Origin of the sequence: Alcanivorax sp. 24 (genome assembly GCF_004360225.1) — a bacterium.
GTDB classification, from domain to species: Bacteria; Pseudomonadota; Gammaproteobacteria; order Pseudomonadales; family Alcanivoracaceae; genus Alloalcanivorax; species Alloalcanivorax xiamenensis.
In genome coordinates this window covers 78,382-104,198 of the sequence record NZ_SNUA01000001.1, presented here as the reverse complement: position 1 = coordinate 104,198, position 25,817 = coordinate 78,382, and the positions used below count along the sequence as shown (strand labels likewise).

Annotated in this window: 23 protein-coding genes; 5 read left to right on the top strand and 18 right to left on the bottom strand. The window is 62.4% G+C overall.

What is annotated here, in order from left to right; translation table 11 throughout:
• Positions 1–62: 62 nt before the first annotated feature.
• Positions 63–1,244, bottom strand: a complete 1,182-nt coding sequence (locus E0L37_RS00455) for an acetyl-CoA C-acetyltransferase (protein ID WP_133489865.1) — start codon at positions 1,242–1,244, stop codon at positions 63–65.
• Between the two features lie 117 nt (positions 1,245–1,361).
• A complete protein-coding gene (locus E0L37_RS00450) occupies positions 1,362–2,144 on the bottom strand; it encodes an SDR family NAD(P)-dependent oxidoreductase (protein WP_133489864.1) in 783 nt (260 codons plus the stop codon).
• A 618-nt stretch (positions 2,145–2,762) separates the two neighbouring features.
• On the opposite strand from E0L37_RS00450, the gene E0L37_RS00445 reads away from it, so the two are divergent.
• Positions 2,763–5,495, top strand: coding sequence for a LuxR C-terminal-related transcriptional regulator (locus E0L37_RS00445; RefSeq protein WP_133489863.1), 2,733 nt, complete (start codon positions 2,763–2,765; stop codon positions 5,493–5,495).
• A 199-nt stretch (positions 5,496–5,694) separates the two neighbouring features.
• Here E0L37_RS00445 and E0L37_RS00440 read toward each other — a convergent pair whose 3' ends face one another.
• From E0L37_RS00440 to E0L37_RS00390, 11 genes are all read right to left on the bottom strand, one after another.
• Positions 5,695–6,999 carry a glycerate kinase gene (locus tag E0L37_RS00440; RefSeq protein WP_236564101.1) on the bottom strand — a complete coding sequence of 435 codons (1,305 nt, stop codon included), beginning with the start codon at positions 6,997–6,999 and terminating at the stop codon, positions 5,695–5,697.
• A 238-nt stretch (positions 7,000–7,237) separates the two neighbouring features.
• A complete protein-coding gene (locus E0L37_RS00435) occupies positions 7,238–8,062 on the bottom strand; it encodes a crotonase/enoyl-CoA hydratase family protein (protein WP_133489862.1) in 825 nt (274 codons plus the stop codon).
• Positions 8,063–8,103: 41 nt separating this feature from the next.
• Entirely contained in the window at positions 8,104–8,988 is an 885-nt protein-coding gene (locus E0L37_RS00430; RefSeq protein ID WP_133489861.1) for an SDR family oxidoreductase, read from the bottom strand.
• Between the two features lie 16 nt (positions 8,989–9,004).
• Positions 9,005–9,793 (bottom strand): enoyl-CoA hydratase/isomerase family protein, encoded by a 789-nt coding sequence (locus E0L37_RS00425; RefSeq protein ID WP_133489860.1) that lies wholly within the window; start codon positions 9,791–9,793, stop codon positions 9,005–9,007.
• A gap of 29 nt (positions 9,794–9,822) precedes the next feature.
• Entirely contained in the window at positions 9,823–10,956 is a 1,134-nt protein-coding gene (locus E0L37_RS00420) for a CaiB/BaiF CoA-transferase family protein (protein ID WP_133489859.1), read from the bottom strand.
• Between the two features lie 208 nt (positions 10,957–11,164).
• Positions 11,165–12,040, bottom strand: a complete 876-nt coding sequence (locus E0L37_RS00415) for a hypothetical protein (RefSeq protein ID WP_133489858.1) — start codon at positions 12,038–12,040, stop codon at positions 11,165–11,167.
• Between the two features lie 73 nt (positions 12,041–12,113).
• Positions 12,114–12,905 carry an enoyl-CoA hydratase-related protein gene (locus E0L37_RS00410; protein ID WP_133489857.1) on the bottom strand — a complete coding sequence of 264 codons (792 nt, stop codon included), beginning with the start codon at positions 12,903–12,905 and terminating at the stop codon, positions 12,114–12,116.
• 10 nt (positions 12,906–12,915) lie between these two features.
• A complete protein-coding gene (locus E0L37_RS00405) occupies positions 12,916–14,202 on the bottom strand; it encodes an acyl-CoA dehydrogenase family protein (RefSeq protein WP_133489856.1) in 1,287 nt (428 codons plus the stop codon).
• Positions 14,203–14,277: 75 nt separating this feature from the next.
• Positions 14,278–14,649 (bottom strand): DUF6285 domain-containing protein, encoded by a 372-nt coding sequence (locus E0L37_RS00400; protein ID WP_133489855.1) that lies wholly within the window; start codon positions 14,647–14,649, stop codon positions 14,278–14,280.
• A gap of 22 nt (positions 14,650–14,671) precedes the next feature.
• Positions 14,672–15,664, bottom strand: a complete 993-nt coding sequence (locus tag E0L37_RS00395; protein ID WP_133489854.1) for a phosphotransferase family protein — start codon at positions 15,662–15,664, stop codon at positions 14,672–14,674.
• A gap of 178 nt (positions 15,665–15,842) precedes the next feature.
• Entirely contained in the window at positions 15,843–16,610 is a 768-nt protein-coding gene (locus E0L37_RS00390) for an enoyl-CoA hydratase/isomerase family protein (RefSeq protein WP_133489853.1), read from the bottom strand.
• A gap of 164 nt (positions 16,611–16,774) precedes the next feature.
• Here E0L37_RS00390 and E0L37_RS00385 point away from each other — a divergent pair, with 164 nt between their 5' ends.
• The 3 genes from E0L37_RS00385 to E0L37_RS00375 are packed head-to-tail and all read left to right on the top strand — an operon-like array spanning position 16,775 to position 19,182.
• Positions 16,775–17,578 (top strand): SDR family oxidoreductase, encoded by an 804-nt coding sequence (locus tag E0L37_RS00385; protein ID WP_133489852.1) that lies wholly within the window; start codon positions 16,775–16,777, stop codon positions 17,576–17,578.
• 35 nt (positions 17,579–17,613) lie between these two features.
• Positions 17,614–18,492 carry a crotonase/enoyl-CoA hydratase family protein gene (locus E0L37_RS00380; RefSeq protein ID WP_133489851.1) on the top strand — a complete coding sequence of 293 codons (879 nt, stop codon included), beginning with the start codon at positions 17,614–17,616 and terminating at the stop codon, positions 18,490–18,492.
• A gap of 6 nt (positions 18,493–18,498) precedes the next feature.
• The gene (locus tag E0L37_RS00375) at positions 18,499–19,182 is read left to right on the top strand and encodes a nitroreductase (protein ID WP_133489850.1); all 684 of its coding nucleotides are present in this window, start codon (positions 18,499–18,501) and stop codon (positions 19,180–19,182) included.
• 29 nt (positions 19,183–19,211) lie between these two features.
• On the opposite strand, the gene E0L37_RS00370 is transcribed toward E0L37_RS00375, so the two are convergent.
• Positions 19,212–19,703, bottom strand: coding sequence for an Lrp/AsnC family transcriptional regulator (locus E0L37_RS00370; RefSeq protein WP_133489849.1), 492 nt, complete (start codon positions 19,701–19,703; stop codon positions 19,212–19,214).
• A 135-nt stretch (positions 19,704–19,838) separates the two neighbouring features.
• Between E0L37_RS00370 and E0L37_RS00365 the strand changes: the two genes are divergently transcribed.
• A complete protein-coding gene (locus E0L37_RS00365; RefSeq protein ID WP_133489848.1) occupies positions 19,839–20,471 on the top strand; it encodes a LysE family translocator in 633 nt (210 codons plus the stop codon).
• Positions 20,472–20,516: 45 nt separating this feature from the next.
• On the opposite strand, the gene E0L37_RS00360 is transcribed toward E0L37_RS00365, so the two are convergent.
• The 4 genes from E0L37_RS00360 to E0L37_RS00345 all read right to left on the bottom strand — a co-directional run bounded on the left by E0L37_RS00360 (position 20,517) and on the right by E0L37_RS00345 (position 25,169).
• Positions 20,517–21,041, bottom strand: coding sequence for a TRAP transporter small permease (locus E0L37_RS00360; RefSeq protein ID WP_133489847.1), 525 nt, complete (start codon positions 21,039–21,041; stop codon positions 20,517–20,519).
• A 20-nt stretch (positions 21,042–21,061) separates the two neighbouring features.
• Positions 21,062–22,372, bottom strand: coding sequence for a TRAP transporter large permease (locus E0L37_RS00355; protein ID WP_133489846.1), 1,311 nt, complete (start codon positions 22,370–22,372; stop codon positions 21,062–21,064).
• 9 nt (positions 22,373–22,381) lie between these two features.
• On the bottom strand, positions 22,382–23,461 hold the full coding sequence (gene dctP, locus E0L37_RS00350) for a TRAP transporter substrate-binding protein DctP (protein ID WP_133489845.1): 1,080 nt from the start codon (positions 23,459–23,461) through the stop codon (positions 22,382–22,384).
• 94 nt (positions 23,462–23,555) lie between these two features.
• Positions 23,556–25,169, bottom strand: a complete 1,614-nt coding sequence (locus E0L37_RS00345; RefSeq protein WP_133489844.1) for a class I adenylate-forming enzyme family protein — start codon at positions 25,167–25,169, stop codon at positions 23,556–23,558.
• Positions 25,170–25,817: the final 648 nt, after the last annotated feature.

The window sequence follows — 25,817 nt, the reverse complement described above, 5'->3', positions numbered from 1 at the left end:
CCACCGAACGGACCCCGCAAGCCGGTATACCCCGGCCCGCGGGGAGATCAGCGCGTCCGGAATCAGAGGCGCTCGACGATGGTCACGTTGGCCAGACCGCCGCCTTCACACATGGTCTGCAGACCATAGCGTTTGTCGCGCTTTTTCAGAGCATGCAACAGCGTGGTCATCAGCTTGGTGCCGGAACCGCCCAGCGGGTGCCCCAGGGAAATGGCGCCGCCGTTCACGTTCAGGCGGTCGGCGTCGGCGCCCAGTGTTTTCAGCCAGGCCAGCGGTACCGGCGCGAAGGCTTCGTTGACTTCGAAAAGATCGATGTCATCAATGCTCATGCCCGCTTTCTTCAGCGCCCGCTCGGTGGCTGGAATCGGCGCTTCCAGCATGATCACCGGATCGTGACCGATCACGGTCAAATGGTGAATGCGGGCCATGGGCTCCAGCCCAAGGGCTTTCAGGCCACGCTCGTTGACCACCATGACACCGGACGCACCGTCACAGATCTGGCTGGCGGTGGCGGCGGTGATACGCCCGCCTTCCTTCAGCAATTTGACGTTCTGAATGCCTTCCAGAGTGGCGTCGAAGCGAATGCCTTCATCCACATCATGGGTTTCGCCGTCACCGGCACCATCGACGCTGCGAACCGGCAGCGGCACGATTTCGTCCTTGAAGTCACCAGCCTCGGTGGCACGCCTGGCACGCTCATGGCTAAGCAGGGCAAAGCGATCCAGCTCGTCCTTGGCCAGGTCGTACTTCTCGGCCATCATCTCAGCGCCCATGAACTGGCTGAAATCCGGAATATCCGGGTAGCGTTCCTTCATCGCCGGGCTGAAGTAGTGCCCGAGCCCCTGCTGACGCGCCAGAGAGGACGGCGACCCCATGGGAACCCGGCTCATGGATTCCACGCCGGCGGCGATAACGATGTCCTGGGTGCCGGACATCACCGCCTGGGCAGCGAAATGCAATGCTTGTTGGGAGGACCCGCACTGACGGTCCACCGAGGTGGCCGGCACCGATTCCGGCAGGCGCGAGGCCAGCACCGCGTTACGGGCCACGTTGTTGGACTGTTCACCAGCCTGGCCGACGCAGCCCATGATCACATCCTCGATCAGAGCCGGGTCCGCATCGGCGCGATCCAGCAGGGCATTGAGCACCTGGCCGGCCAGATCGGCGGGGTGCCAGCCGGAGAGACGGCCGCCGCGGCGGCCACCCGCGGTGCGGGCCGCGGCAACGATATAGGCTTCACTCATGTTTTGATCCTTCCTGCGGCGTGCCGCCCGATACGAACGGCACCGATTGATTGAATTCTCAAAGCGTGGCCGGGCGGGAGCACCGTCCGAAGCGACGATTTTCCCGCCCTTGCCGGCTCACCGTGGCGCCATGCGGATGGCACCGTCCAGGCGCACACTCTCACCGTTGAAGTAACCATTGACGATCATGGTTTCCGCCAACTGGGCGAATTCATCGGGGCTGCCCAGCCGTTTCGGGAACGGCACCGAGGCGGACAGGGACTGTTTCACGTTTTCCGGCAAACGGGCCAGCAGCGGGGTTTCGAAGATTCCCGGCATGATGGTGTTGACACGGATGCCCTCGCTCATCAGATCACGGGCCATGGGCAGCGTCATGCCCACCAGGGCGGCCTTCGAGGCGGAATAGGCGGTCTGCCCGATCTGACCATCCTGAGCGGCCACCGAGGCCGTGTTGATCATCACTCCTCGCTCGCCATGCTCCAGCGGATCCAGGGACAACATGCCCTTGGCCGCCTTGGCGGAACAGCGGAACGAACCGACCAGGTTGATCTGGACAATGCGATTGAACTGGTCGATCGGATAATGATTGGTGGAGCCGTCTTTCTTGTCCCGGCCGGCGGTCTTGGCGGAACCCCCGATGCCGGCGCAGTTCACCAGGATGCGCTCCTGGCCAATGGCGGCACGGGCCTTTTCGAAGCCCTGGTCCACGGACGCGTCATCGGTGACGTCCACCTTGCAGAACACGCCGCCCAGTTCGGCCGCCAGGGCCTCGCCTTGCTCTTCGTTAACGTCGAACAGCGCCACCCGCACCCCATGGGCGGCCAGACGCCGGGCAGTGGCCGCCCCCAGGCCGGAAGCCCCACCGGTAATCACTGCGCTCACGGAAGAATCCAGTTTCATAGGAAATCCTTCAATTAACTCATATAAGGAATGGCAACGGCGCCGGAGCGGTTCCGAGAACACTGCATCGCAATGACCACTGAAATTCCAGGAAGTATTCAGGCTCTGACGGTGTACGTTCGTTCTCTTTTCGATACCACGGCATGACCGCGCCGCTGCCTGCCTGTTCAGGCTCTAAAAGGCTAGGAGAGTGCACCGACACTGGATATCGTCTAAATGGACGAAACAGTGCAAGGCCTTTGATATTTATGGAATAAACAGAAATAAGGCCCTGGCTTTCCCGTCTGATCCCTGGCGAAAACTGCCGGTTCAGGTTGGCAAAATCTCGCCACCTGACCCGGTTCATTGACAACCCCTTGCCACCCCCCTACAAGTAACCGCACTGGCTTGAACATAAGCTCCCACGGCTGTAGGTTTCAGGATACCCTTTGGTAGGTGCGGAAATTGGCAAGAATCAGCCGGAAGGTAGCAGGTACCAGAGAGCGGCAAGATCGGCTCGGGAGCCGCTCGACTCTCTGCTCACCGCGTTTCACCCGCACTGTGCCCTGGCAGCAATAAAGCCATAACAACAAGAACCGATGGTTGCATCGGCTCGGTTCACCCTTGAGGTAGGCTTCCATGAAGACGTCGAGCTATCTGCTTTCCACGAGGACGTTGCTCAATAGCAAGCTGAGCCCGCCCACGTCGCATTCTTCACAGGTTACCCGTACCCGCATCCGTGACTCCGTGGTGGGCGCCAGCGCCGCCAAGCTGGTGTTATTCCAGGCGCCGGCGGGCTTCGGTAAATCCACACTGATGGCGCAATGCCTGGAACGGTTTGAATCCGAGGGTGTGGCCACCGCATGGCTGACCCTGGACGATGCCGACAACGACATCCAGCGCTTTCTCTCCTGTGTCGAAGCGGCGATCTCTTCGATGATGGCGTTGCCCCAGGAGCCGGAGCGCGGCCTGCATTCGAGCAAGTCGCCCGGCGACACCGCTCTGGAACTGGTAACCAGTCTGGCCGCCGAACATGCGGCCTTCGCCTTGTTCCTGGATGATTTCGAACGGATTCACGAGCCCACCGTGCTGGGGTTGGTGCGCGAAATCATTGATCACCTGCCCCATAATTGTCGTCTGGTGATCGGCTCCCGCAGCGTGCCGGAACTGGGCCTGGGCCGACTGCGCGCCCGTGGACGGTTGCTGGAAATCGACTCCGAGCTGATGCGTTTCTCCAAGGAGGAAACCCATCATTTTCTCAATGGCTGCCGCCAACTGTCGCTGTCACTGGACGACCTCGGCCATATCCACGACAAAACCGAAGGCTGGGTGGCGGCGCTCTGGCTCGCCTCCCTGGCATTGGAGCACCATCCGGCACCGGCGGAGTTCATTGCCGGCTTCTCCGGCGAGAATCGCGCGGTGGCCCACTATCTGGCCGAGGACGTGCTCTCTCAGCAACCACCGCGGGTCAGGAATTTCCTGTTGCGCACCAGCATTCTGCGCTACATGAGCGTGCCATTGTGCAACGCCCTGTTGCCGGACACCGACAGCGAATCACTGATCAACCTGCTCAACGAGGCCAACATTTTCCTGGTGCCGATTGAAGGCCAGGAACGGTTGTACCGCTATCACAGCCTGTTCGCCGATTTCCTGCGCGCGCAATTGGAGCAACACCTGCCTCAGGAAGTCCCTTATCTGCACCGTGCCGCCTCACACTGGTTCGAGGACCAGCACCGCCCGGTGCCGGCCATTGATCATGCCCTGGAGGGCAAGGATTACCGCCGCGCTCTGGAACTGCTGGCGGTGCACGGTGAAGAGCTGCTGGCCCAGGGACGCATGCGTCTATTGGCGCGCTGGTTCGACACCATCCCGGCGGAGCGCCTGGATGGCTTTCCGCTGCTGCAGGCGATCCATGTCTGGGCTCTGTGTTTCACATCCAGCCCGCGCAAGGCCATGGATTTGCTGCAGCGTACCGGCCTGGAAAACTCCCGCGATCCGCAAATCCGCCCCCATGTGCTGGCGCTGCGCCCGTCCATTCTGGCGATCATGGACGACTTCGAGGAAGCCTACCGGATCGGCCGCGAAGCCTTGAAGCAACTGCCCAATGGCGACCCTTTCGCCGACACCGCGCTGGTCAATACCGTGGCCAATGCCTATTCGGTGATGGGCGAGTATCAGGAAGCCCGGCAGTTACTGGACGGTGCCCGCGACGTCCAGGGTGTCTACGAAAGCGCCTTCAACGCCATGTATTCCGAATCCGTGGAAGGCATCATCGATCTGCAGGAAGGCCGCCAGCGCCAGGCCGCCGCCCGCTTCCGTCTCGCGGTGGGCATGACCCGGGCGCGTGGCGCCTTTTCCTTCAGCGGCACCACCGGCAATGCCTGGGCCGGCGTACTGCATGCCAGCGCCGTCTACGAATCCAATGATCTGCCACAGGCGGCTCGGTTGCTCAACGTCTATGTGCCGCTGGTGCGCGATATTGGTTTGCCGGATCACATGATCCTTGGCGACGTGATGCTCTCCCGTATCGCCTTTCATGAGGGGGACCTGGATAAGGCGTTCCAGATTCTGGCCTCCCTGGAACTGACCGGACACCGACGCCAACAGCCCCGCATGGTCGCCACGGCGCGCCTGGAACGGGCCCACCTGATGTTGCTGCAGGGCGACGAAGAGGCTTCCCTGGCCGAGCTGGAGCGGGCCGACGACCCGCAGGTATGGGACCGGGTGAAGGGACTGCGGCTGCTGGCCAACGATCTGGAAACCGCGCAAATCGGCCGGTTACGTTGGGAAAGCCTGGTCGGCGACGCCAGTATCGCGGTGGAGAAGCTGCGCCAGGCGATCGCCGAAGCGGTGAACGACTCCCGTTACCGCCGCGCCTGCAAGCTGCGCCTGTTCCTGGCGGTGGCGCTGCAGCGCAAAGGACAGTTGCGCGGCGCCCTGGAAGAAATGGAAAAAGTACTCAAGGAAGCCTGCCGCGAAGGTTATTTCCGTCTGATTCTGGACGAAGGCCCACGGGTGGGCGCGCTGGTGGTGCATCTGCAGTCCGATACGCTCGAACGGAAACAGGATCGCCGCGAGCCTCTGTTCGCCGAATACCTGCAGCAGCTGCTGCAAGGGTTTGGTCCCACCGTCTTCAACGCTTACCCACCGGTGGAAGACGCACAGGCATTGCTGCTGCCCGAACCACTGACACGCAAGGAAATCCGCGTGCTCAAGCTGCTCGCGGAAGGGCATTCCAACAGCGCCATGGCGGAAAAGCTGTTTGTTTCCGACAGCACCATCCGTACTCATTTGCGCAACATCAATGCCAAGCTCAACGCCAGCAACCGCACCGAGGCGGTGGCCATCGCCCGCAAGGCCGGGGTGGTTTAGAGCCACCGTCGGTTGAATCGAGGGCGGTGAGCCACGGGGGCTCCGCAAATTCGGGAGGCCGGACCATCACAGCTGTATTCGCTGGCAAGCCAGCTTCCCACAGAAGAGACTATTGAGCCGCTGTGGGAAGCTGGCTTGCCAGCGAATGAGCATTGTAAACGGGCAGGTCCAAAGCTGCGGGGCAACAGTGGACCGCCAGCTACCCCAGTACCAGAAAGGCGCGGAAGTCATTCACGTTGGTATGGGTGGGGCCGGTGACCACCAGGCCGCCCAGGGCCTGAAAAAAGCCGTAGGCGTCATGGTCGGCCAGCGCCTGGTGACCATCCAGCTGGCGTGTCCGGGCTTCGGCCATCAAACCGGGGTGGTACACCGCGCCGGCGTTATCCTCGGTACCGTCGATACCATCGGTATCACCAGCCAGAGCGTGAATGCCGGGCACGTCGTCCAGATTCAAAGCCGCCCCGAGCAGAAACTCCGCATTGCGACCGCCCCGCCCCTTGCCGGTCACGGTGACCGTGGTTTCGCCGCCCGATAACAACACCAGGGGCAGTCGCAAACCGCCGAACCCGCCGCCACGCCGGGCCTGATGAGCCAACTCCGCGTGCAGGACGCCAATGTCCCGCGCCTCACCTTCGATACGGTCGGACAGCACCGCCGCCGCCACCCCTTGCTCCCGCGCCCGCCGGGCAGCGGCGCGCAGACTCAGCGCCGGTGTGGCGATGCAGTTGAGGCGAGCGGATTGAAAGCAGGTGGCACCAGGTTTCGGGGTTTCCGATGCCGGGCTGTTCAGGTGACGGCGAACCGCCTCCGGAACCTCGATACCGTAGCGTTCCAGCACCGCCAGCGCTTCCGCCGAGGTGGAAGCATCCGCCACGGTAGGGCCGGAGGCGATGACACTGGGGTCATCGCCAGGCACATCGGAGATCACCAGGGTATGAGACTCGGCGGGCGCCAGCGCCTCGGCCAGGCGCCCGCCCTTGATCGCCGACAGATGCTTGCGCACCGTGTTGATTTCATCGATGGCGGCGCCGCAGCGTAGCAGCTCACCAGTAAGCGCTTGCTTGCAAGACAGGGACAGCCCCGCGGCGGGCAGACTCAGCAGTGCCGAACCACCACCGGAGATCAGGCACAGCACCCGGTCTCCAGGTCCCGCCGCCCGTGCCAACTCCAGAATACGCCGGGCGGCCCGTTCCCCGGCTTCGTCCGGCACCGGATGCGCGGCCTCCACCACTTCGATGTGGCGGGTGGGCAAACCGTGGCCATAGCGGGTCACCACCAGACCAGTGAGTGGGCCGGACCAATGCGCTTCCACCGCCCGCGCCATGGCCGCCGCCGCCTTACCGGCACCGAGCACCAGCAACGGACCACCATCGTCTTCCGGCAGCCAGGGCGGAACACAGTGTTCCGGTTGCGCGGCGAGGACCGCCGCGTCGAACAGTTCACGCAGAAAGCGCCGGGGCGCCTCCGGATCCTCGAACAGGTTCACCGGTCTTTCCTCACCCAATTATCGTGCTCCGTGGAGCATTAGTGTCCCACAATCCGCTGGCACGCTGACACGCCGGCACGCCAAACCCAAGGCCCGCTTGCCGGCCTTGGGGACACGAATTCAAAGCAACCCCGGGATGCCCGAGTGTTTTCAACGCGTGTTGGCGTGCCAGCGTGTTGCGTGTTAGCGGCCCGTTCCACAACGGTGGGACAGCAATGGCCCGTGGAGCGCCCAAGCTGGCGTCGCCTGTCAGCGACTACTCCGGATCACGGAACACCGGCGCGCGCTTCTCCATTCTGGCATAAACCGCTTCAACCTGGTTGGGCTGGCCGATGATCGCATCCTGTTCCACCGATTCCGCCAGCAGCACCCGGGCGGTCTGCTCCTGTGGCATGGCGGATTGATTGAGCAGGCGTTTCATGGCACGCACCGCATGAGGGTTACGGCCGGCGATGTCCCGGGCCATGGCCAGAGCTTCCTCGCGGGGAGACTCACAGACCCGCGTCACCAATCCCAGGTCCGCCGCCTCTTCACCATCGAAAATACGGCCGGAATAGCACAGTTCGCGCACCCGATCCGGCCGTACCAGCTCACTGATCAACACCATGCCGGCCATGTCCGGCACCAACCCCCACTGAATTTCCATCACCGACCAGCGGGAATCGGCGCGGGCCAGGCGCAGGTCCGCGCCCAGGGCCACTTGCAGGCCACCGCCAAAGGCCACGCCTTGGACCGCGGCGATCACCGGCACCGGCACATCGCGCCAGACCATGGCGGCGTACTGGGCCAGATTGCTGTCACCGTGGGTGCGTTCGGCCAGGGTTTTGCGGCCGCCGACACCGGCGCCACTGCCTTGCGCCATGCGCGAGAAATTTTCCATATCCAGCCCGGCGCAAAAACTCTTGCCCTCACCGCTGAGCACCACGGCGCGCAGCCCCCGCCAGGCGGAAAGCCGTTCCGCCATCCCGGCCAGGGCGGCAAACAGCTCGCTGTTCAACGCATTGTGCTTGTCCGGCCGGTTGAGGCGAACCTCCACCACCCCGGGCGTCTCGGTTTCGATCACACGGATCACGTCACTCATGGTCTCTCCTTGGAATCTGTTCAGGGCTGTGGCGCCAACGCCTAGGAACGCTGTTTTTTATCCTTTTCGTTCTGGCGGGTAATGGCTTCGCGAGCCTGTTGCCATTCCTCATCACCCCAGGCCGCGAGTTCGGCAAAGTTACCACCGTCCGCCTGATAACGCCCGCCATCGATGGCGATGGTTTGGCCGTTCACGTACTCGGAACCCGGCGCCAGCAAGTACGCCGCCAGATTGGCCAGTTCCGGCATCCTGCCCGGACGTCCCATGGGACACCCCCGCACCTGCATGCCTCCGAGCGGCCCCAGCCGCTTGCTCATGCCCTCGGTGGGAAACAGACCCGGTGCGATGGCGTTGAAACGCAACCCGCGGTTGCCCCATTCCACCGCCAGCGACTGGGTCATGGCGTGAAGGCCGGCCTTGGACATGGCGGAAGGCACCACGAACGGGGAGCCGTTCCACACCCAGGTGGTAAGGATGGACACCACCGACGCACTGACGCCTTCCGCCAGCCAGCGCTTGCCACAGGCCCGGGTGACCAGGAAGCTGCCACGAAACACGATACTGGAAATGGCATCGAAACCGCGACTGGACAGGTCCTCGGTGCGGCTGATGAAGTTGCCGGCGGCATTGTTGAGCAATCCGGTCAGAGCGCCACCGTCCTTCCAGATGGTATCGACCATCGCCTCGATGGCGTCGGCGTCACGAATATCACAGGTCGCCGGCACCACGGTGCCGCCATGGGCGTCCATCAATGCTTTCGCGGTCTCTTCCAGGACCGTGCCACGGCGGCCGCAGATATAGACGCGGGCACCGAGGATCAGCAAAGCCTCGGCCATTTCCCGGCCCAGGCCGGTACCCCCACCGGTCACCAGAATGCGGTGGCCTTTGAGCAGATCGGGGCGAAACATCAAATCACTGGCTTGCACGGTTATTTCCTCCGGATCAGGCATACCGGGGCGGACGTTTTTCCAGAAACGCCGCCACCCCTTCTGCGAAATTGTCGTCTTTCACGCACAGGACCTGATTGCGATCCTCCAGCGCCACCACCGCTTCCAGGCTGGGCAGATCCACCGCCAGCCCCAGGGCGTCCTTGGTCAAACGCAGGCCCAGCGGCGTGGTGGCGAGCATGTCATCGATCAGCGAACGGGCTTCCGACTCAAGTGCCGGCAGGTCGTCCACACGGCTGGCGAGCCCCAGTTGGTAAGCACGGTCAGCGTCCATGAAACGGCCGGTGAGCAGGTATTCAGCGGCCACCGAGCTGCCCACCATGCGTGGCAGAAAATAGCTGACACCGACATCGCAGCCGCCCAGACCGATGCGAATGAAAGCGGCATTGAAACGGGCGTCCGGCGTGATCAACCGGATGTCGCTGGCCAGCGCCAGGGCGAAACCGCCACCGCTGGCGCTGCCCTGCACCAGGGCAATGATCGGCTGCGGGCAGCGGCGCATGTTGACCATGATGTCGCGCACTTCACGCTGCCCGTTGAGCACCTCCCGCACCTGACGCTCGGTGGGGCCATCGTGGCGTTCCTTCAGGTCCAGGCCGGCGCAAAACGCACGGCCGGCGCCGCGCAGCACCACCACGCGAATTTCGTCGCGGTGGTACAGCTCAATGAAGTAACGGTTAAGGGAACGGATCAGTTCACGACTGAGCGCGTTCAATCGCTCGGGACGATTGAGCGTCACCCAGGCGACGCCATCCCGTTCCTCGATAATCAGGGACTCACTCATAAACGCCTCTGCTTGGAACCCGCACGGTCTTAAAGAATGCCGCTTTCGCGCAGCCCGGTCTGACGGGCCTCGTCGATGCCCCAATCCGACAGTATCGCTTCACTGTCCTGTCCACGGGCGGAAGGGGCCCGTGGCGCCGGTGGCGGAGTACGGCTGAAACGCGGCGCCGGCGCTGGCTGCACCACACCGTCCACGGTGATGAAGGTATGGCGGGCGCGGTTGTGCGGATGCTGCGGCGCCTCCTCCCAATCCAACACCGGCGCGAAACAGGCATCGCTGCCTTCCAGCCGTTCGCACCAGTAGTCCCGGGGCTGGCTGGCGAACAGCCGGGTCAGCTTGCTCTTCAGAGACGGCCAGCGCTCACGATCGTTCTGTGCTTCGAATTCCGCATCGTCGATTTCCGCGCGTTTCAACAACTCGGCATAGAACCGCGGCTCGATGGCGCCCACCGCCACGAACTTGCCGTCGGCGCATTGATAGGTGTCGTAGTAAGGCGCGGCGCCGTCCAGCAGGTTGGCGCTGCGTTCGTTGCGCCAGGCACCGGCGGCTTTCATGCCGTACATCATCGCCGAGAGCAACGCGGCGCCATCGGTCATGGCGGCGTCCACCACCTGCCCCTGGCCGGAAGCACGGGATTCGTAAACGGCGGCGAGAACACCGAAGGCCAGCATCATGGCGCCGCCACCAAAGTCACCGACGTAATTGAGCGGCGGCGGCGGCGGGCCATCGGCACGACCAATGCCGTGCAATGCTCCGGTCAGCGCGATGTAATTCAGATCATGGCCGGCGGCACTGGAAAGCGGACCGAACTGACCCCACCCGGTCATGCGGCCGAATACCAGGGACGGCTTTCGGCTCAGGCAGACTTCCGGTCCCAGCCCCATTTTTTCCATGACCCCGGGGCGGAAGCCCTCGATCAGCACGTCGGCCTGTTCCACCAGGTCCAGCACCAGATCGGCGGCGCCGGGTTTCTTCAAATCCAGTGCCAGGGAACGCCGCCCCCGGGCCAGCACATCGAACCGGGCGGAGCCGGGTTCGCCGCGTCCGGGGCGGTCGATACGAATCACCTCCGCGCCCATGTCCGCGAACATCATCGAGCAAAACGGGCCCGGCCCGATGCCCACCATCTCGATGATTTTCAAACCTTTCAGGGGTCCCGACATGCTGTCCTCCTCACCAACCACCATTATCAAAGGACATTCATGGTGCGACTGGTTGAACAGGCGCGCATCGTCGAAAAGGACGACTGATTGGCACGCCGGCACGCCTTATTCGCGAGCAAGCGTGCTTCCCACAGGAGCTACGAAGCCGCTGTGGGAAGCGCGCTTGCTCGCGAATAGGCGTGTTGCATGTACGTGGAATATCCGGGCTTCAACCCTGCACGAGCGACCCCGCCATCGCTTCCCGCATGGCCTCATCAATCTGAGTGGGCCGCCGCTGTTCGCGGTTCATCAACACCATCACGCTTTCGCAGGCACCGACCAGAACATCGTTGACACGGGCACCGCTGTGTACCCGGAAGGAACTGTTGCCGAAACCGGCAATCCCGGTGGCCAGTGAAGCGCTGTGCAGGGGCGCCGGCCAGTCCAGATAGTGAATATCAATGCGCGCCACCAGCAAGCCCAGGCCAGGCAGACGCATGGCGTCCAGAGAGCTGACCCGGGACTGTTCCAGATAACGGGCGATGGTCAGCTCCCCCAGCCGGCGGTCGGTGTCCTGATCGATAAAGCGCGGCTCCAGCGGCATCCGGCACGGGTACCCCCGATCCGTCTCCGGGCCGGCGTCGAAATCCGGCCAGGGCGCCAGTTCCGGCACGTCTCCGAGCCGGGCACTCAAGGTATCGAACAGCGCCGCTGGCAAAGCTTGCCACTGACCGTCACGCCAGGCGCCCATCAGGCAGTCCTGCACACTGGTGCACTCTCCATTCTGGAACAGGGCGATGGCGAAACGGCAGGCGTCCTTGTCCACCGCCACCAGTTTCACCGCGCACCGCACGTCGGTGAGGTAGTGGGTTTCCTCGATAAACTGGGTCACGGTACGGCGCGGGCGCAGCAGCACCTGGTCGGAACACCAGATGCCATCGGCACCTGACAGTTCCATCAGGTAACGCAGTCGCCCCTCGGTGTGGAAGCTCTGTACCGCCACATTGTTGACATGCCGCTCCACATCCAAATGAAAGAACAGCGGCGTGAAGGTGAATTGAAAATCGTAGGCTTCGGGGTCCCGTTGCCAGGGTTGTGTTTTCACGTGGTGTGACTCCAACCGGAGAAAGGGATAGAGGAACGATGCCGACCGTGCCGACATCGTCACCGGCGGCGAATCAATCGAAGTTCGGCCTGCGCTTTTCCAGAAAGGCCTGGACGCCTTCCTGGAAGGCATCGCTATCGATCAATCGTTGTTGCCCCTGGGTTTCCAGCTCCATTTGCTGATCCAGGGTGTTGTGCTGGGCGGAGTCCAGGGCGCGGCGGGCCTCCAAAGCAGCGCCCCGGGGCAAGGCCGCCAGGCGTGTGGCCAGCTCGCGGCTGGTTTTCTCCAGCGCCTCGTCCTCACAGCAGGCCCAGATCATACCCCACCGCTCCGCCTGCTCCGAAGGAATACGCTCCCCCAGCAGGGTTGCCCCCATGGCACGGGCGGAACCGGCCAGACGCGGCAGGTGCCAGGTGGCACCCAGGTCCGGCAGGATGCCCAGGGTGGGAATGAAAGGGAACAGAAAATAAGCGGATCGCGCCGCCACCACCACGTCTCCGGCCAGCGCGAGGCTGGCTCCCGCCCCCGCCGCGGCGCCATTCACCGCGCACACCACCGGCACCCGGCAGCGGCGCAGCGCCTGGATCAGGGGCACCGAGGTTTCCCGCATCATGCGCGCCACTCGCGTGCCCACCGACTCGTCGCTGGCCGGCGCCATGGTGCCCAGATCAGCGCCGGAGCAGAAGGCACGGCCGCTGCCGGTGACAATCAGCGCACGCACGCCATCGTCCTGTTCAATCGCCGCCAGGGCGTGGAGCATTTCCTTTTGCAGCTCCGTCGCCAACGCGTTCATGGTTTTAGGGCGATGCAGGCTCAGCACCGCGATGGCACCGTCCCGTTGCAATTGGATCGAGTTGTAATCCATGACCGTTTCCTTATTCATCACGCCAGCGGTTGGGCCCCAGATAACCGAACAGATAAGCCGCCACCTTGCGCATCTGGATTTCCTCCGCCCCTTCGGTGATCCGATAGCGGCGGTGGTGCCGATAAATGTGTTCGAACGGCTTATGCCGGGAGTAACCCATACCACCGTGGACCTGCATGGCACGATCCGCCGCCTCGCAGCACAGCCGATTGGCCCAGAAATTACACATCGCCACTTTGTCGGAGAGTTGTTTCTCCACTTCCACTTTGGGCAACTGGTCCATCTGCCAGGCAGTGTGGCGAATCAGCAGCCGCAGCATTTCCGTCTGGGTATGCAATTCCACCATCGGAAACTGAATGCCCTGATTCTTCGCCAGCGCTTCGCCGAACGGTTTACGCTCGCGAGCATAACGCACACTTTCCTGAATGCAGAATACCGCCGCGCCAAGACTGGAAGCGGCCTGCCGGATACGGTTCTCATGAACGAAATGCTGAGCCAGCGCCAGACCATTGTCCTCTTCGCCGAACAGCGTGTCCGCCGGCACCCAGACATCAGTGAAGCTGATGCGCGGATGATCGGTGGGCATGTTGAAGGTCCACAGGTATTCCTCCACCTTCAACCCTGGCGTGTCCGAGGGCACCAGCAGAGCGGTGATGCCTTTGGCGTCACCGTCCTTGCCGCTGGTGCGGGCAAACGTGAGGCAGTGGGTGGACGTGTGCATGCCGGTGATCCACATCTTTTCGCCGTTGATCAGCCAACCATCGACACCGTCCCGTTGCTGTTTCACCGCGCGGGTTTCCATGTGGGTGGCATCGGAACCGTGATTGGGCTCGGTGAGACCAAAGGATAGCTTCAGTTCACCATTGAGCATGCCATGGATAAAGGTGTCGCTTTGCTCGGCGGTGCCGAAGTCCCGGAACATCAAGACGAAGGGGTTGTTGGCGACGATGGAGTGTTCGTTCTGCAGATCGTTGTGCAGACCGAGGCCTTTCGCCGCCAGGTGCTCGCGGATCACCGTCATCGCCAGGTGGGAGCCGTCCTTGCCGCCATATTGCTTCGGTAAGGGGAAACGCCAATGACCGGCTTGGTCCGCGCGGCGGCGTGCCTCCATCAACAACGCTTCCCACTCCTCCCGGGGGAGACCACCGTTATCGAAATCGGTGCGCGCCCATTCCCGGCGATGATCGAAGAAGCGAATGTTGTCGTCCTGATTTTCCAGCGGTTTGATTTCCGCCTCGATGAAGGCGTCCAGCTCTTCCAGGTAGGCGGTCAACTCCGCCGGCAGATTGAAATCCATCACACCCTCCTTCGTGGGTTTTGTGGGCGGGCTCCTCTCGGGCCGCCATCGCCGGCGCGCCGGGGCCCGTACACCCTATTTGTCCAGCGCGTTGAGGTAGCCGGAATAACGGGGCTGGTCCACCGCCACCTTGTTCATGGTGACAAACCAGAGAAAGTCGGCCAGTCCCGGGGTATCCAGAGTGAATTCGCCCCTGGCGATACCGTCGCAAAGACGTTCGGTCAACAGCCGGACCTCACCGTCCTCACCAAGCAGGTCACGCAGCCGTTGTTGTTCCTCCTCGGCCACACTCTCCGGCCGGGTCAATTGCCGCTGGACCATATCCACCACATTGGCGGCCACCCGCACGCGGAACGCCAGACCATTACTGACCGCCGGCATCACTTCACGGCGCAGGAACTCCGCCACCACCGCCAGCAGGTCAGGATCCTTGGGCAAATCTTGCATCGGTCGCTCCTTGGACAGGCGCTCAGCGCGCCAACAGGGTCAACAAATCTATTTCGGTTTCCGAAGCACGACGGCCGATGGCGCCCCGCTCCACCGTGCGGTCGGTGCCACTGATGAAGGCCTGGGCCATCTTCTGGCAGATCACGCCCCATTTGAGAACACCGAACACTTCCCAGAACGCCACCCGGCCCGGATCCACCCGGCGGCCACTGGCTTCCTGATACCCCTGGAACAGTTCCTCCCGGGTGCCGAAGCCACCCACCGGCAGCGCACTGTTGCCAAAGCGCCAGGAGTTGACGCAAATCCAGCCCAGGTCGGCCATCGGGTCACCGAGATAAGACAGCTCCCAATCCAGCACCACACGCAAGCCGTTGCGATCCACCATCAGATTGCCGTTCCGAAAATCGCCATGAACCAGACAGGGTTCAGACGGCTCGGAGGGCGGATTGTCGCGCAACCAGCGAAACGCCAGCTCGAAGACCGGGCGCGGCTCGCCGCAGGCCTGGTAACGTTGGTAGTAGGTGTCAATCAATTGTTCGGCGGTGCGCTGGCGCAGGAATGACACTTTGTCCAAGGGCACCTGATGAATGCCCGCCATTACTTGTCCGCATTGGCGTGCCAACACCGAGCGGGCGTTGCTATACGCCTCGTCGCGCAGAATTCGTTGCGGCAAGGTTTCCCCGTCGACCCGACGCATGATATAGCCCACACCCAGGTCATCCTCCGCCTTCAGTTCGTAACGCACGATGGGAACCGGCACATCATGGCGCAATACTTCCCGCAGCAGACGCGCTTCCTGGTCCATGGTCAGCGTGGTGGAATCCGAGCCGTTCATGGGGCTTGCGATTCTCAGAATCAGCGGCTCCACATCATCGTCACTGACCAGATTGAAGGACCACATCTGCTGGCTGGCGCCACCAGTCAGCCGGGTCAGTTTGTCAATCGCGGCACCGGGCAGCAGACGCGAGGACAATGCCTGCAGCGCCTTACCCACGTTTTCTTGGTTTAACTCCATGAGTTCCCCATGCTGGCTGCTCATTGGGTCCGCGACCCCGGTTCAACCGCCACCGGGACTCAGATTCCGGCGGCGGACATTAAAAATCGCGGGGAGCAATTTTTAATGTTGCGTAAAAATTCTAGGAACCCGCCAACCGGATTAACGTCGTCGAATCAGACGATTTGCTGAGTGGCACCTATTTCTTCGACTTCGCTTTAAAGGCTTCCACCGCCGCCTTCGACTCCGGACTGGCGATGCAACGGTGTTGCGCCACCGCTTCCTGCTGATAGGTTTCCGCGTAGCTACTGGTGGCCGCCGCGCGCAGCAGACGCTTGGCTTCGGCGGTGGCCAAAGGAGAGCGTTGCGCCAGTTGGCCACCCCATTCCAGCGCCCGGGCTTCGAGCTGATCCACCGGCAGAACCTGATTGGCGATACCCAGCGCCAGACAGCGTTGAGCATCCAGACTGCCGCCCTCGACGATCAACTGGAAAGCACGCTGGTAACCCAGGTGCTGATAGAGAAACCAGGTGGCACCGCCGTCGGGAACCAGCCCGATGTGGCTGAAAGCCATGTATATCCGGGCTTCCTCCGCCATCAGTACCAGATCACAGGCCATCAATACCGCCGCGCCGACGCCAGCGGCTACCCCGGGGGTCATGCCAATAACCGGCAGCGGCAGGGTGGAGATTTTCTCCAGCAAGGGCCGATAACCATCCAACAGGGTTTCAATCACGCTGGGCTTGTTTTCCGGCGACTCCATCAGATCGGCACCAGCGGAAAAGGCACGACCGGTGGAACCGAGCACCACCACTTTGACGCGGTCGTCCTGCTCCGCCTCGTTGAGTGCGGCCAACAGGGCCTCGCGCAGGGGGATATTGAAGGCGTTGAGGGCGTCCGGGCGGTTCATCTTGACGATCGCCACGGCCCCGTTCACCCGATAATCGACAAGCGCTTCGCTGGTCATGGTGACTCCTTGCAGGCCAAATGAAGTGGCTCCGCATCATCGTTGGGAAGCCCCCTGGCGGGCGTCGTCCGAAAAGACGATTCGTCCTAACCGACGATTGCCGCCTGTCACCGGGGTCGTGAATCTGTATCCCCCATGTCCAGCACAGCGGAGAAGGCCCTGCCATGAGCGAGCAGCCCGTACGTACCGTCCAAGCCCTTTTCGATCTCACCGGCAAAACCGCCCTGGTCACCGGCGGCTCGCGTGGTCTCGGCCTGCAGATGGCGGAGGCTCTCGGCGAAGCCGGGGCCCGCGTGGCGATCAGTGCCCGCAAGGTCAAAGAACTGGAGGAAGCCGCCGAACATCTGCGCCAACGGGGTGTCGAGGTGCTACTGCTGCCGGCCGATCTCTCCCAGGAGGCGCATGTGCTGAGTCTGGCGGAGCAGGCGGTCAAGGAACTCGGCCATGTGGACATTCTGGTCAACAACGCCGGCGCCACCTGGGGGGCTCCGGCGGAGGACTATCCCATGGACGGCTGGGACAAGGTGATGACCCTCAACGTTCGCAACCTGTTTCTGCTAACCCGGGAGATCGGCCGCCTGAGCATGATCCCGCGCCGCTACGGCCGCATCGTCAACATTGCCTCCAACGCCGCGCTCGGTGGCAACCGTGATCTGATGCAGGCGGTGGGCTACAGCACCAGTAAGGGCGCGGTGGTCACCTTCACCCGGGCCCTGGCGGCGGAATGGGGTGCTTACAATATTACCGTCAATGCCATCGGCCCGGGGGTGTTCCCCAGCAAGATGTCCCGCTACCTTAGTGAGCGGCACGGCGACGAAGGCCTGGCACGGCGGGTCCCCCTCAACCAGATCGGTGACGAGGAAGGGCTCAAGGGCGTGGCGCTTCTGTTTGCTTCGGACGCCGGCAAGCACACCACTGGCCAGTTTTTGCTGGTGGACGGCGGCGCTTCCGCGATGATCGCGGGCTGACCGTCCTTTACCTTTTTTTGTACTCGGGAGCCACCATGGAAATTCCTTCCTTTCAAACTCTGGAACTGACCGTCGATGACGGTATCGCCACCCTTTATCTCAATCGCCCGGACCGCATGAACGCCTTTACCCGGGAGATGAAGGACGAACTGATCGCCGCCTTTGATTTCACCGACACCACCGACGAGGTGCGCGCGGTGATCGTCACCGGCAAGGGCCGTGCCTTCTGCGCCGGCGCCGACCTGGCCTCCGGCGGCGACACCTTCGACTACAAGAAACGCGGCGGCGAAGGCGCCAACCCGGACGACGCTCACCGTGACGGCGGCGGCCAGGTCGCCCTGCGTATCTACCGCAGCCTCAAGCCGGTGATCGCCGCCGTCAACGGCGCCGCGGTAGGTGTCGGGATCACCATGCAGTTGCCCATGGACGTACGGCTTGCCGCCGACAACGCCCGTTTCGGCTTTGTTTTCTCCAAGCGGGGCATCGTCAACGAGGCGGCGTCTTCCTGGTTCCTGAGCCGGGTGGTGGGCATTTCCTCGGCGCTGGAATGGTGCTTCACCGGCCGCGTCTTCAACGCTCAGGAAGCGAAGGAGCGTGGCCTGGTGCGTTCCGTGCATCCCGCCGATGAGCTGTACGGCGAGGCCGTGAAACTGGCTCGCGAGTTCGCCGATCAGACCTCCGCCGTGTCCATTGCCGCCATGCGGCAGATGATCTGGCGCATGGCCGGCGCCTCCCACCCCATGGAAGCCCACCGGTTGGACAGCGCGACCATGAAATCCCGGGGCGGCTCCGAGGACGTGCGGGAGGGAGTCAATTCCTTCCTGGAAAAACGCCCGGCGAACTTCCCCGACCGTGTTTCCACCGACATGCCCGACTGCTTCGAATGGCAGAGCGAACCGCCGTTTAAGGAGTGATGCCCGATGACCGATGCCAAAACCGTCAGTGAGGCACTGGAATCCCGGCGCTCGATCCGCGCTTTTCAGGATCGTCCGGTGGACGGCGCCCTGCTGCGCGCCGTTCTGGAAAAAGCCACCCGGGCCCCGTCCGGAGGCAATCTGCAGCCCTGGCACCTTTATGTGGTGGGGGGCGAGCGCCTGGACCAGTTCAAGGCAATCATGCGTGAGCGCCTGCAAGACTCACCTGGTGGGGAAAACAGGGAGTACGACGTCTATCCGCCGAACCTGACCGCCCCCTACCGGGACCGGCGTTTTCAGGTCGGCGAGGACATGTATGGCCTGCTTGGCATTCCCCGCGAGGACAAGGCGGCACGGTTACGCTGGTTCGCCAACAACTTCCAGTTCTTTGGAGCACCGGTGGCCCTGTTTTGCTATGTGCACCGCACCATGGGGCCGCCGCAATGGTCGGACCTGGGCATGTACCTGCAATCGGTGATGCTGCTGCTGCGTGAAGCCGGTCTGGACAGCTGCCCGCAGGAATGCTGGTCGCTGTATCCGCAAACCCTGGGCGAATTCCTGCAGACGCCGGATGAGTGGATGCTGTTCACCGGTATGGCCATTGGTTACCGGGACGAGAGCGCGGAGGTGAATCAGCTGCGCGCCAAACGGGCGCCACTGGATGAGATCGCCGAGTTCCAAGGACTATGATCAGGAGGGGCTCCGGCCCCTCCGTCCCATCATCCCGCCGCCCCCGGCAGATGCGCCAGCGACAAAGCGGTTTCCCGCTTGACCGTGGAAATGGCGAAGTTGCTGCGGATATCGATGACACCAGGAAGTTTCAGCAAAGTGCCGCGCAAAAACCGTTCGTAGGCGGGCAGATCCGGCACCACCACTTGCAGCAGAAAGTCCGACTCTCCGGAAAGCAGATAACAGGCCACCACCTCCGGCAGATCCGCCACGGCGCCGCGGAAGGCGCTGTCCGCCTCGTCATCGTGCTGCCCCACTTTGATGCCGACGAAAACCGTCAACCCCAGCCCCACCCCGGCGCGGTCCAGCTCGGCGCGGTAGCCGCGAATGATCCCGCTTCGCTCCAGTAGGCGAACCCGGCGTAAACAGGGTGACGGCGATAGCCCCACCTCCTCGGACAGCTGAACGTTGCTCAACCTGCCGTCCCGCTGCAACGCGGTCAGAATCCGCCGGTCCAGATTGTCCAATTTCATTTCTGGCATAAATAGCTCCTTTCAGGTTGGCCATTAGCATTATATGCCACCATACGGCGCCATCACCCACCAAAACGCAATCCGGCCCATCCACGGAGCCCGTACCCTTTAGTGCCATGGAAAAGCACTCGGACCCTACTGAGCATGGCCCATCTTGAAATGTTTATCGGCGCCCTGGTGGTGGCTTATCTGATACCCGGTCCGGACCTGGTTCTGGTACTGGAGACCGCCAGTGTCAGGGGACGCGCCCAGGGTCTGGCGACTGCGGCGGGGCTGGCGGTGGCCCGTGGGACCCATGTGGTCATGGCGGCCGCCGGTCTGGCCGCGTTGCTGAAAACCTCACCGTGGCTATTCGAGCTGGTTCGCTGGATCGGGGTACTCTATCTGGTCTGGCTCGGCATCAAGATCGGCCGCGCCTCATCCTGGTCGCTGGAGGATTCGGCGGCGCTACTGGGGAGCCCGCCCCGAGCCTATCGCTCGGCGGCCTGGCGTGGCTTGCTGACCAATTTCACCAATCCCAAATCGCTGCTGTTCTGCTCCGTGTTGCTGCCCCAGTTCGTCGATATCGACAACGGCTCGGTGGGCACGCAGTTTCTAGTGCTGGGGACGATTCTGGTAGGCCTGGGCGTCTTGTTTGACCTGCTCTATATCGCCGGCGGCCGCGCACTCGGCCTGTGGATGCAACATCGCCCCTGGGCGCAGCGGCTTCAGCGCGGCCTGTTCGCCACTGTTCTGATCGGATTCGCCCTGCGCCTGGCCATGAGCCGCCCGTTCTGAGCGGCACGCGAATTGGCGGGCCCGCCGCGAAGCGGACCGCCTCCTCTAGCCACTGGTCTCAACATCACCGGCGCCGGCTTGGCGGCCGGCCAGGGCCTCCCACCATAGCCGCACCATCTCCAGCAACATCAGCGCGAACGCCAGCGGCATCATCAACATCACCGGCCATACCGGCCACAAGCGGGTACCGATCTGCATCTGCCGGGCGCTTTGCGCCGCATCCCAGGCGAATTGCCACAGATACCAGAGCAATACGGCGAAGATCACGATCTCCACGGTCAGCACCAGCACCGCCACCGCTCGCGCCCATCCCGGCGACAGCTTGTCAGCCAGAATATCGAAGCGGGGAAAGGTGCCCTGCCGATGCCCCAGCGGCACCGCCCAGAACACCAACAGGGGAAACAGCATACGTTCGATCATGTTGTAACCACCGGGAATCAGGTCCATCCCCAATAAGTAACGACCGAGCACGCCGATCACCGTGATCATCATGATCAGAAACAGGCAGAGGCCGGCGCCCACCGAGGCCAGACCACCTTCCAACCGGTCAATGGCTTTCCAGAACACCATGGTTTCTCCTCTCGCGCGGCTCAGCGAATTTGCTGTGGCAGCCAGGTAATCAGAGCGGGATAGCTGATCAGCAGAACAGTCAGCACCACGCCGGCCACCAGCGCGAACAGGCTGGCGGACCGGAATACCCGCGCCACCGGATAGTTGCCGGCGCTGGCGGCGGCGAAAGTGGCCAACCCCACCGGGGGCGTGAGCAGTCCCAGCGCGATCATCAACGACGCCACCACCCCGAACCACAACAGGTCGATGCCGGCACTTTGCAATAACGGCAAAATGATCGGCACCAACAGTACGATCACCGCCGCCGATTCCAGGAACATGCCACCGAGAAAAAACACCGCCATCAGGATCGCCGCCACCACATTGGGATGCCCCAGTATCGGATCCATCAGTGACAGCAGCTCATTGGGCAAGCGGGAAAAGGTCAGAAAGCGGGCGAAAATCTTGGCGCCAAGCACCAGCATCATCAACGTGGCGGTAACCTTCACGGACTCCGCCAGCGCCTCGAACAAACCGCGCACATTGACCCTTCTCATCAACATCATGCCGGCCATGGCGGTGAAGGCGCCGAGTGCGCCGGCCTCCGCCACCGTCACCACACCACCGTAGATGCCGCCAAACACAATCAGCATCAGTGCCACCACGAACAAAAAAGCGGTCATGCTGCGACGGGCTTCCCCGGAGGGCGGCGCCTGCTCCGGCGCCTGACCATCCACCGCGCCCTCGCGCAATTCGCCAAACAGTCGCAGACAGATGATATAGATCACGATGCACAACAGCCCCGGCCCGATCGCGCCGATGAACAGATGACCGATGGGCACCGACGCCAGCGAACCATAAATAATCATGATCAAACTCGGTGGAATGATCGCCGACAGCGAGCCGGCCACCGCCGAGAGGCTCAACGAGAAACGCCGGGTGTAACCCAGTTTTTCCAGCTCCGGCGAGGCCAGGGAGGCCAACGAAGCGGAGCTGGCGGCGCCGGAACCTGACACCGCGCCCAGTAACGAGCCGGTGACGATGGTCGCCACGCCCAATGGGAAGCGCCGATAACCCGACAACCTGTGGCCCACCGCGAACAGATCCCGTATCACGCCGCCGCGCAACAGCAACTGAGCCATCAGCAAATACAGCGGCACGATCGAGAGGGAGTAAATCGACGCGGTGTAGAAGGTATCGGAACCAAGAATCCCGCCGAGCACATCGACGCCGACCACCAGCACGATACCCAGCATGCCGGCGCCAAACAGCACCGTGGCCACGTTCTGACCAAGCACCAGAAAGGCGGCGAACCAGGCCAGCACCATCCAGATTATCTGCGTATTCGACATGGCACCGGCTCAATCCTTCTCAAGGTAATCCACGGCACTCCGCGGAATGGTGCCGCCCAGCTCTTCAATCAGCTCCGCCCACAGGCGCGCGGTGGCTTTACCCGGATGCCCGGCCTGCTCCATCTGCTCGATCCAGCGAATCCAGGTACGGCTGGCGGCATCCTGCAGATGCCGGGCCATGTCATCGGACAACTCGCTCAATTCCACGAAGGTGGCGCCCGCCTTCTGGGTTCTGGCCCGCACCGCCTCTTCCTGCTGGTCAATATGGGCCGCGTTATCCAGAGCTATTTGCCGCGCCACCCGGTCCCAGGTGGCGCGCTGTTGTTCGGTCAATCCGTTCCAGGTCTGGTCGGTGACCGCCAGGTAGCTTTCCCAATGTCCCATGGAAATGCCGGTGATGGTGTACTTGAGCAGGTCCTCGAACGAGTACGACGGCCAATCCGCCACCGACAGGATGGTGCCAATCACCGTCTTGCGGGACAGCGCCTCGTAGGAGTCGGCGCTGGTCATGGTCACTGGCGTCGCGCCCAGTTCCTGCAGCAGTATGGTGTGCAGCGCGGAACCGGCACGGATCGGCGCGCCTTTCAGGTCATCCGGAGAATCCAGCACCCTGCCGATGGTGGATAACGAATACGCGGAAGTGGCCCCCAGGGGCCAGCCGCGCAGCCCCTTGCTGGCCAACTCATACTGGTAAAAGGTCTTGCCGTCCGCCAGTTCCTGATCGGAGTCCATCAGCGTCTGAAGCGCCTTGGTGACCATCACCGAAGTGGTATTCAGCGTGGGCAACTGGGTCACATCGGACAGTGGGAAACTGCCTTCGTGGTAGGGCGCCAGCAGTGGCGCGGCCACCGAAATCGTGCCCGTCTTCAGTGCATCCCACTCCCGTCCCGGCGTCACCAGGGAACCGGAATAGAAACGTACGAAGGAAAGGTCCGTTTCCTTTTCCATGGCGTCCACGAACGGGTCCATGTGCTGGCCGACCCAGAAGTGCTGCTGCCCCATGCCGGCGGAAATTCTCAGCGGCGCGGCGGCGGACACCGCCGATATCGCCGTGAGTGCCATAACCAGAAGCAAACGTACCATGCGCATAAAGATGTCCTCCCCGGCAACGCAACCGGCTTATCCGTGTCGATGTTGGGAGCGCAGGAACCATCCTCCGGCGGTTGCGGTGAACCGCCGTGGCCTAGCCGGACGCCGTTTGGGTATCGCCGAGACGCTGCCTCAATTGCGCTTTCAACACCTTGCCATTGGCGTTACGGGGCAGCGGCTCTTCAAGAAAATCGATGAAATCAGGGATTTTGTAATCGGCCAGATGTTCCGCGCAGTAGGCCTTGAGCCGGGCGGCGCTGAGCGTCGGGTCGTCACTGACCACGAACAGCTGGATTTTCTCACCCAGCACCGGGTCGGGCCGAGCCACCGCGGCACTCTCGATCACCCCGTCGAGCCCTTGCAGCAGCCCTTCCAACTCGGCGCTGTAGACGTTGTAGCCAGCACGATTGATCATGTCCTTCTTGCGGTCCAGCACACGCACGTAACCTTCCTCGTCCACCGAACCGATGTCACCGGAACGCCAGTAGCCACCGGCGAATTCCGCGCGATCCGCCTCCGCATTGTTCCAATATCCCGGCGTCACCATGGGGCCGGCGATCCACAATTCGCCAGCTTCGCCCGGCGGCCGTTCGCGGCCATTGGAGTCCATCACCTTGATGTCACCGCACGTGACTACCCTGCCGACACTGTCGGCGCGCCGAGCAGCCTCACCCAATGGCAGGATGGTGGCCGGTGAGCAGGTTTCGGTGGCCCCGTATGCGTTAACCAACCGCAGGTTCGGCAAGCGGTCAGCCAACCGCCTGATGGTGGCCTCCGGCATGGGCGCGCCGCCGAAACCGCCCAGACGCCAGGCGGACAGATCAAATTGATCGAAGTCCGCCCTCAGCAGACAGAGGTTGTACATGGCGGGCACCATCACCGTGTGCGTGATCCGTTCCCGATCAGCCAGCGCCAGGAAACGCTGGGCGTCGAACTCCCGCTGGATCACCACGCACCCGCCCACATGGAACAGGGTCAGAATCACGGCCACCACACCGGTGACATGACTCGCCGGCACCACTAACAAGGAGCGCTCATCGTCACCAAGCGCCATGGACTGCTCGAAGTGGATCAGGCTGTGCAGCAGATTCAGATGGGTCAGGCGTACTCCCTTGGGGCGCCCGGTGGTGCCCGAGGTATACAGCAGAATGGCGGTATCATCTTCTTGCAGGGAGGGCAAAGGCAGACGCGGCGCCCCCTCTTTCAACAGAGCCTCGAAAGGCTCGGTGCCAGCGACCCGATCTCCCACCACGAAACGGAAAGCCAGCGCCGGCAAGGTCTCGCGGCCGCTGACCTTGTCGCTCTGGGCATGGTCGTGAATCAGCGCCTTGGCCTGACAATGATAAAGGATGTAGGCGAGCCCGGATTTCGATTCCCGGATATTGACCGGCACCACGATGGCGCCAAGCCGCAACGCTCCCAGCAGCGCCAACACGAACTCGTTGCTGTTGGCCATCAGCAAGGCGACCCGGTCACCGGCTACCACGCCACGCCGCGCCAACTGGGCCGCGATATGTTGCACACGCCGATTGGCCTCCCGATACGTGAACCGCTGGCCATCGCAGACCAGACACTCCTTGTTCGGCGCCTGACTCACGGCACGGCGAAAGGAAGCCAACAGATTGGCCGGTCTGGACGCGTAGCAGCGCACCAGACGATCGCCAAAGTGATACTCATGGCGAACGGCGAAAGGGGCCTTGTCACCCATATAGGTCACCCATTACTGATCTCTCCCGACTGCCGGGTCCATGTTGTTCTTCTCTTTCCATTGTTAGGGGGCGAACGGGAAAGACTCGTCGTCCGAAGCGACGATTTGCCTTCAAGGCGGGGAATCTATCCGCTTTCCAGAGGTCTTCTTTAAGTGTGCGTGCTTACTTACCGATTTTTTGGTTTTATTTTGAAATAATTCTTATCGGTATGGACGATTTTTTCTTCCCAACAATATGTTAGGCCCTTTTCTTTTTGCTCAATTTTCGACCAATTTCGTCCTGGCGTGACATATTTGGAAATTCTTTTCGTCGCCCCCTCCTCTTTTCATTTCGCCTTTTCCATGAAACTCATCAGCCAGTGAACACCCGCTCGCGACAACAGGCGACACCGTCAACAAACGGCGCAAAACACTTCAGTTCATAGCCACTCGCATGCAACCCCTTGTTTTGGAAGAATTATTCACATGAACATGCGACTTAAGGAGGGGTTCGCGAAGCCCACGAAAGCCGCTTAACATCGAAACGTCGCCCTTCTTCACGCGCGGGGGAAAAGCGCGAAGGCAAGGGGCTTCGGGCGCTCCAGGCATTTCGTCGAAACCGACGATTGTTACCATTCGGTCACAGAGACAACCATATCGTCGACAGGG